Origin of the sequence: Actinomadura sp. 7K507 (assembly GCF_004348425.1) — a bacterium.
Classification (GTDB): domain Bacteria; phylum Actinomycetota; class Actinomycetes; order Streptosporangiales; family Streptosporangiaceae; genus Spirillospora.
This window is the reverse complement of sequence record NZ_SMKK01000342.1, coordinates 1-7,426: the sequence shown is the minus strand read 5'-3', so window position 1 is coordinate 7,426 and position 7,426 is coordinate 1. Positions and strand designations below refer to the sequence as shown.

Here is a 7,426-nt window from a genome sequence, read left to right as displayed (position 1 = left end):
CTCCCGCCCTTCCCGGCACCGCCGCTCGGCCGCTTCCGGGGGGACGAACCAGCGGACTTGCGAGCCCCACTGCTGCCCCCCGCACGAGAGGAGGACTTCGCCCCGGACGCACGTGTGGCCATGCTTATGAGAGTAACCAAGCATCCCCGGGGTTCCCGGGATGACGAACGGGCGTGTTGGGGAACGACCGGGACGGCCGGGACGGCCGCGGGACGGGAGGCCCCGCGGCCGTCACGCGCGCGTCATACCTCGACGACCACCGGGATGATCATCGGGCGGCGGCGGTAGTTGTCGCTCACCCACCTGCCGACCGTGCGCCGGATGAGCTGGTTGAGCTGGTGCATGTCGTTCACGCCGTCGCCGGCGGAGTCCCGCAGCACGCCCTCGATCCGCGCGATGATGTCGTCGAAGTCCTCGTTGAGGATGCCGGCGCCGCGGGCGTGCACCTCGGGCCCCGCGACGAGCTTGCCGGACGTCGAGTCGATCCCGACGACGATGGAGACGAAGCCCTCCTCGCCGAGGATGCGCCGGTCCTTCAGCGATGTCTCGGTGACCTCGCCGACCGACAGTCCGTCCACGTACACGTATCCGGCGGGGACCGCGCCGACGATGCGGGCGCGCCCGTCCACGAGGTCGACGACGACGCCGTCCTCGGCGATCACGACGGACTCTTCCGGTACGCCGGTGAGCGCGGCGAGCTTGGCGTGCGCGCGCAGGTGCCGCCACTCGCCGTGGATCGGCATGAAGTTGGCGGGCTTGGTCACGTTGAGCACGTACAGCAGTTCGCCCGCCGACGCGTGCCCCGACACGTGCACGAGCGCGTTGCCCTTGTGGACGATCCGGGCCCCCCATCGGGTGAGCCCGTTGATGACGCGGTTGACCGCGTTCTCGTTGCCGGGGATGAGCGACGACGCCAGCATCACGGTGTCGCGTTCGGTGATGCGGATCGAGTGGTCGCGGTTCGCCATCCGCGACAGCGCCGACATCGGCTCGCCCTGCGAGCCGGTGCACACCAGCACCAGCCGGTCGCCGGGGATGTCGTCGAGCTCCTTCTGGTCGACCATGATCCCGTCGGGCACGCTGAGGTACCCGAGTTCGCGGGCCACGCCCATGTTGCGGACCATCGACCGTCCGACGAAGCACACCTTGCGGCCGTTGGCGACGGCGGCGTCGAGGACCTGCTGGACGCGGTGGATGTGCGAGGCGAAGCAGGCGACGATGAGCCGCTCCTGCGCCGTGCGGAACACCTCGTCGACGACCGGGCCGATGTTGCGCTCGCTGGTGACGAAGCCGGGCACCTCGGAGTTGGTCGAGTCCGACATCAGCAGGTCGATGCCGTCGGCGCCGAGCCGGGCGAAACCGGGCAGGTCGGTGAGCCGGCCGTCCAGCGGCAGCTGGTCCATCTTGAAGTCGCCGGTGTGCAGGACGAGCCCGGCGGAGGTGCGGACGGCGACGGCGAGCGCGTCCGGGATCGAGTGGTTGACGGCGAGGAACTCGAGGTCGAACGGGCCGAAGTTGCGCCGCTCGCCCTCCGTCACCATGTCGGTGACGGGTTTGATGCGGTGCTCGGTGAGCTTGGCCTCCAGCAGCGCGAGCGTCAGCTTCGAGCCGACCAGAGGGATGTCCCGCCGCTCGCGCAGCAGGTAGGGCACGGCGCCGATGTGGTCCTCGTGGCCGTGCGTGAGGATGACGGCCTCGATGTCGTCCAGGCGGTCTCTGATGTATTCGAAGTCGGGCAGGATCAGGTCGATTCCGGGCTGCTCGGTCTCGGGGAACAGCACGCCGCAGTCGACGACGAGCAGCCGGCCGCCGTGTTCGAACACGGTCATGTTGCGGCCGATCTCCCCCAGCCCGCCGAGCGCGACGATGCGCAGGCCGCCCTCGGGCGGCGCGGGCGGGTCCGAGAGATCCGGGTGAGGATGACTCACCGGGCGACCTCCGGGATGGTTACCTCGGGCACTTTGACTCCCCCAATCGTGAGGTCTTCACGCAGTTGCGCCGCGAACTCCGGCGAGGCCTCCACGAGCGGAGCGCGCAGCGGGCCGCCCCCGGGAAGGCCGAGCAGGTTCAGCGCTGCCTTGACGGCGATGGCGCCCTGCGTACGGGTCATGATGGCGGTGACCACGGGCAGCAGCCGCCGGTGGATCTCCAGCGCGCGCCCGTGGTCGCCGGCGCGATATGCGTCGATCATCTCATGGAGCTCGGCGCCCACGACATGGCCGACCACGCTGACGAACCCCGCCGCGCCGACCGACAGCCAGGGCAGGTTGAGGTTGTCGTCGCCGGAGTACCAGACGAGGTCGGTCTCGGCCATCACCCTGGACGCGCCGAACAGGTCGCCCTTGGCGTCCTTGACGGCGACGATCCGCGGGTGGTCGGCGAGCTGCACCAGCGTGTCGTTCTGGATCGGCACCCCCGCGCGCCCGGGAATGTCGTACAGCATGGCGGGCAGCCCGGTCGCGTCGGCCACCGCCGTGAAATGGCGGACGAGGCCCTCCTGCGGGGGCTTGTTGTAGTACGGCGTGACCACGAGCAGAGCGTTCGCGCCCGCGGCCTCGGCCTGGCGGGCGAGCTGCAGCGTGTGCTCCGTGTGGTTCGTCCCGGCACCGGCGACGATCACGGCGCGGTCGCCGACCGCCTCGATGACCGCGTGCAGAAGTTTGCGCTTCTCGTCGTCGCTCGTCGTCGGCGACTCGCCCGTCGTCCCGTTGACGACCAGGCCGTCATGGCGCCGCTCGTCGACCAGGTGGGTCGCGAGGCGCGCGGCGCCGTCGTAGTCGACGCCGCCGTCCGGCAGGAACGGAGTGACCATGGCGGTCAGCATCCGTCCGAACGGAGCGTCAGGTGATGTGCTGGGTGCCATGCATCGAACGGTACCGCTCCGGCCGCGGGTGGTGGACCCGCAGGTCCAAGCTGACGGGCAACCGGCGTGGAAGAAGCCGCCGCCACACGCTCGGGGGTACGCGTGGCGGCGGCTCCCACATCCACATCGTGGCACGCAAATGCCTCGTTACGGGGTCAGTCCGGCCACTTCCCGGACTCGTTTGGATAACATGACCCGGCGGTCATCTCCTGCAGCCTGACGCGCAGTTCCTCGACGTCGGGGGTGCGTACGAGGTCGTTCCCGCGGACGGCCCACCAATGGCCGGAACCGCCCCGCCCGAACCGCCAGCCGGTGAACTCGGCTGACAGCTCGCCAAGCCGGTCGCCGTCGCGCCACGCGGTCTGCTGAGTGCCCATCGGCCTCGTCCCCTTTCCTTGCCTTCCGCTGGTCGAACCGGACGTGCGAACCGTGCTCTACCCCCGCGGGCGCACGGCTATCCAACCCTTTCTACCTGCGCGTACACGCGAATCGAAACGTCATCGGCCGGGTATCTCCGCCGCCAGTTTTAAGTGCGTTCGTCCGGAGTGTCCCTGCGGGCGGGAACCCTCACCCACCGGCCGTCCCGGGCAGCCAGTCGGCGCGATAACGTGCCCATTCATCGGGCCTGGTCGTCCAGGCCGCGTACACCCCGACGCCGTACGGACGCTTCGGTGGCCGCTCCAGGCCATCGATCCCGCGCCGGACGCCGCGCAGCGCGACCGGCAGCTCCTCCGCCCACTCCAGCAGCGGGCGGTATGTGGGGACGCCGACGAAGACGGTCGTGCGGTCGCCGATGAGCTCCAGCGTCGTACGCGTGTGCCAGGCGAAGTGCCATCCGGTCAGGGACTCGGTCGGCAGCGTCACGTCGTACGTCATGATCGCGACCTGGTCGGCGAGGCCGGCGACGTCGCGCAAGAACTCCTTCGTCGGGCGGGGCGGCTGGTGGTACCTGCCGCCGCGCGGGAGCAGCGCCTTGTAGACGGGCTGAGCGCCGTCCAGGAGGGTCAGCTGCTCCAGCGCGACCGACAGCAGCGCACCCCTCGACCGGGTCAGCTCGCGGGTGCGCTCCATGAGCGTCATGAACGCCTCGTCGTCGGGGTAGATGGGTTCGAAGTCGTAGTGGATGCCGTCGAATCCGAGATCGAGGAACGCCGCGTCGGTCTTGAGCACCCGCTCGCGCACGGCCGGATCATCCAAGTCGATGACGCCGTCGCCGTCCACCACCCGGATCTGCCCGAGGTACGCCTGGAGGCGCACGCCGGGCGCGTACTCGCGCATCGCCTCGATGAGCTGCCGCGCGTAGCGGTACTTGGCCGGTGGCACCGTTCCGTCCGCCTCGAACGGGCCGGCGTGGAAGAACACGTCGGTCATCCGATGCTGTTTCAACAGAGCCCCGAGCTCGCGGTATTCCGCCTCGGTGTGGGATTCCCCCACCCACTGGTGCCGCGCCCACAACGCGTTCGTCTCGGTACCGCGCGCCTCGGGTTCCTGCTGCCACCACACCCAGGCTCCGGCGAGCACGAGGGCGGCGAGCCCCAGCACGTAGGCCGCGGCCCACGCCGTCCACCGCAGCACCCGACCCAGGACTCCACCGGCCCGTCCGATTCTCAGCACCCGGCAATGATCCCGGATCAAACGGGCGGATCGGCCCGCGAGGCCACCATGTCCGCCCTGTCGCGGTCCGCCCTGTCGCGGTCCGCCCTGTCGCGGTCCGCCCTGTCGCGGTCCGACATGGCGTGCCGAGAGGGCGGGGCGTGGACTACCCGTGGTGGGCCAACCCGTGTCCGCTGGGTCAGGGCGACGCAGACCAGGACCGCGGCGGCCGCGAGCGCGGTCGTCGCGTCGATCCGCTCGGCGAGGAACGCCCCCGACCACAGCAGCGTCATCACCGGCTGGGCCAGCTGCACCTGGCTGGCGCGGGCGATCCCGGCACGGGCGAGTCCCTCGTACCAGGCGAAGAAGCCGAGGTAGGCGGAGAACGCGGCCACGTACCCGAAGCCGAGCACGGCGCGTCCCGTCCAGTGAGGCCCGGTCGTCGCGAGCAGCCACACGGTCACCGGGACGGTGACGGGCGCGGCCAGCACGAGCGCCCAGGAGATGACGCGCCAGCCGGGCATCGCCCGGGTCAGCCGCGCGCCCTCGGCGTAGCCGGCCGCGGCGGCGACCAGGGCGGCGAACAGCAGCAGGTCGGCGGCCGCGAGCCGGCCGGCGCCGTGGATCAGCGCGAAGCCGGTGACGCAGGCCGCGCCGCCCGCGGCGGCCAGCCAGAACGCGCGGGACGGCCGCTCCCCCGCGCGCAGCACGCCGAACACGGCGGTGGTGGCGGGCAGCAGGCCGATCACGACGGCCGAGTGCGAGGACGAGGCGCCGTGGTCGAGCGCGAGCGTGGTGAGCACCGGGAACCCGAAGATCACACCGCCGATGACGACCGCGAACCCCGTCCACTGGCCGCGCTCCGGCCGGCGGGCCCGCACCGATAGCAGTGCGAGGGCGGCCAGGACGCTCGCGGCGGCGGCGCGGCCGATGCCGACGACGTACGGGTCGAGCCCGTCCAGCGCGAAGACCGTGGCGGGAATGGTGAACGAGAAGATCAGGACACCCAGCGACGCGAGCCAGAGGCCCCGTCCGAGGACGGTCCCCGCTATCGGCGGCGACGCAGTAGCGCTATCTTTAGGCTTCATGAACAACGATAGCAGTGTGGCGGCGCTCGCCGACGCGCTGCGCCACGACGTCCGCCGGCTGTCCCCCGGCGAACGGCTGCCGTCCAGCAGGGCGCTCGTCGACCGGCACCGGGTCAGCCCGGTCACGGTGTCGCGTGCGCTGGGGCTGCTCGCCGCCGAAGGGCTGGTCGTGACCCGTCCCGGCAGCGGCGCGTTCGCCGCCGACCGGCCCGCGGCCGCCGTCTCCGAGCCGGCCGACCTCAGCTGGCAGGCGGTGACGCTCGGAGACCGGTCGGTGGACTCGGCCGGGGTGTCGTGGCTGCTCACCCCGGCACCGGACGGCGTGGTGGCGCTCAGCGGCGGCTACCTGCACCCCACGCTGCAGCCGGTCCGCGCCCTGGCCACGGCTGCGGCCCGGGCGGCCCGGCGGCCGGACGCCTGGGAGATGCCGCGGCTCGGCGGGATGCCCGAGCTGCGCGCCTGGTTCGCCCGCGCCGCCGGCCCGGCCGCCGCCCCCGCCGACGTCCTGATCACCAGCGGCGGGCAGCAGTCGCTGACGACCGTCCTGCGGGCGCTGCTCGCGCCGGGCGCGCCCGTGCTGGTCGAGTCGCCGACCTACCTCGGCGTCCTCGCCGTCGCGCGGGCGAGCGGGCTGCACCCGGTCCCGGTCCCGGTGGACGGGGACGGAGTGCGTCCCGACCTGCTCGCCGAGGCGTTCGCGATGAGCGGGGCGCGGGCGTTCTACTGCCAGCCCGCCTTCCAGAACCCGACCGGCGCCGTGCTGAGCGCCGAGCGGCGCGAGAAGGTCCTGGACGTGGCGCGGGCGGCGGGCGCCTTCGTCATCGAGGACGACTTCGCGCGGCACCTCGGCATCACCGCGTCCCCGCCGCCGCCCCTGATCGCGCAGGACGCCGAGGGGCGCGTCGTGCACATCGCGTCGCTGACCAAGGCGACCGCGCCCAGCCTGCGGGTCGCGGCGGTCATCGCCCGCGGGCCGGTCGCCGAGCGGATCCGCGCGACCCAGCTCGTCGAGGAGTTCTTCCCGGCCAGGCCGCTCCAGGAGACGCTGCTCGAACTGGTCAGCTCGCCCGGCTGGCCGCGGCACCTGCGGGCCGTCCGCGCGGCACTGCGGTCGCGCAGGGACGCGGCCCTCTCCGCGCTCGCCCGGGAGCTGCCGGAGCTGCGCGTCGCGGCCCCGGACGGCGGTCTCCACCTGTGGGCCAGGCTGCCGGACGGCGTGGACGACACCGCGCTCGCCGAGGCCGCCCTGCGCGCCGGGGTGCTGGTCAGCGCGGGGCGGCCGTTCTTCCCCGCCGAGGCGCACGCCCCGCACCTGCGGATCAGCTACGGGACGGCGGCCTCGGAGCCGGAGCTGGCCGAAGGCGTCCGCCGCCTTGCCGCCGTCCTCCGTTCATGAGCCCGGCGCGGCCCGTCACCGCTGGGTGCAGAAGCAGAACTCGTTGCCCTCCGGGTCGCGCCACACCCTGAAGGGTGCCGCCGGGTCTCCCAGCGGCGCGGTCGCCGCGGTCGCGCCGAGGCTCTCCGCGTGCCGTCCGGCGAGCTGGATGTCGGGGACGTCCAGGTCCAGATGGAGCCGGTTCTTGATCGTCTTGGCTTCGGGGACGCGCTGGAACGACAGGAGTGGACCGTTTCCGCCGAGCCGCTCCAGGTCGAGCCAGTCGTCGCTCACGTCCGTCGTCTTCATGCCGAGCAGCCCGCCCCAGAACGCCGCCATGGCGTCCAGGTCGGCGCAGTCGATGACGATGTTGCCCACCTTCGGGGTGACCACCGTCGGGGTGACGCCGGTCATCGCGCACCTCCCGTCGTCCGGGCCGCCATCCGGGCGGCGTGCGCCGGGCGTCCGGCGGCACGCGCGCAGTAGAGCGCGGGCGGGGGCGGGGGC

7 protein-coding genes are annotated in these 7,426 nt (G+C 72.5%); 1 reads left to right on the top strand and 6 read right to left on the bottom strand.

Features of this window, described 5'->3' with window-relative positions:
• Positions 1-242: 242 nt before the first annotated feature.
• The 5 genes from E1285_RS41705 to E1285_RS41685 all read right to left on the bottom strand — a co-directional run bounded on the left by E1285_RS41705 (position 243) and on the right by E1285_RS41685 (position 5,544).
• Positions 243-1,928, bottom strand: coding sequence for a ribonuclease J (locus E1285_RS41705; RefSeq protein ID WP_132160253.1), 1,686 nt, complete (start codon positions 1,926-1,928; stop codon positions 243-245).
• Entirely contained in the window at positions 1,925-2,863 is a 939-nt protein-coding gene (dapA, locus tag E1285_RS41700; RefSeq protein WP_132160251.1) for a 4-hydroxy-tetrahydrodipicolinate synthase, read from the bottom strand. The genes E1285_RS41705 and dapA overlap by 4 nt, the downstream gene beginning before the upstream one ends.
• 155 nt (positions 2,864-3,018) lie before the next feature.
• Complete coding sequence (locus E1285_RS41695) at positions 3,019-3,240, bottom strand: hypothetical protein (protein WP_132160249.1); 222 nt, start codon at positions 3,238-3,240, stop codon at positions 3,019-3,021.
• Between the two features lie 190 nt (positions 3,241-3,430).
• The gene (locus E1285_RS41690) at positions 3,431-4,477 is read right to left on the bottom strand and encodes a hypothetical protein (protein WP_243723426.1); all 1,047 of its coding nucleotides are present in this window, start codon (positions 4,475-4,477) and stop codon (positions 3,431-3,433) included.
• Positions 4,478-4,494: 17 nt separating this feature from the next.
• Entirely contained in the window at positions 4,495-5,544 is a 1,050-nt protein-coding gene (locus tag E1285_RS41685) for a DMT family transporter (RefSeq protein ID WP_132160247.1), read from the bottom strand.
• Between E1285_RS41685 and E1285_RS41680 the strand changes: the two genes are divergently transcribed.
• On the top strand, positions 5,543-6,940 hold the full coding sequence (locus tag E1285_RS41680; RefSeq protein WP_132160245.1) for a PLP-dependent aminotransferase family protein: 1,398 nt from the start codon (positions 5,543-5,545) through the stop codon (positions 6,938-6,940). The two genes, E1285_RS41685 and E1285_RS41680, sit on opposite strands and share 2 nt — an antisense overlap.
• Before the next feature lie 15 nt (positions 6,941-6,955).
• On the opposite strand, the gene E1285_RS41675 is transcribed toward E1285_RS41680, so the two are convergent.
• The coding region (locus E1285_RS41675) for a VOC family protein (RefSeq protein ID WP_243723425.1) at positions 6,956-7,426 on the bottom strand (471 nt) is incomplete at its 5' end.

What these genes read in the sequence shown, in the direction of transcription:
- dapA (WP_132160251.1), bottom strand. Translation starts at nt 2,863, where the DNA reads ATGGCACCCAGCACATCACCTGACGCTCCGTTCGGACGGATGCTGACC.
- E1285_RS41695 (WP_132160249.1), bottom strand. Translation starts at nt 3,240, where the DNA reads ATGGGCACTCAGCAGACCGCGTGGCGCGACGGCGACCGGCTTGGCGAG.
- E1285_RS41680 (WP_132160245.1), top strand. Translation starts at nt 5,543, where the DNA reads ATGAACAACGATAGCAGTGTGGCGGCGCTCGCCGACGCGCTGCGCCAC.
- E1285_RS41685 (WP_132160247.1), bottom strand. Translation starts at nt 5,544, where the DNA reads ATGAAGCCTAAAGATAGCGCTACTGCGTCGCCGCCGATAGCGGGGACC.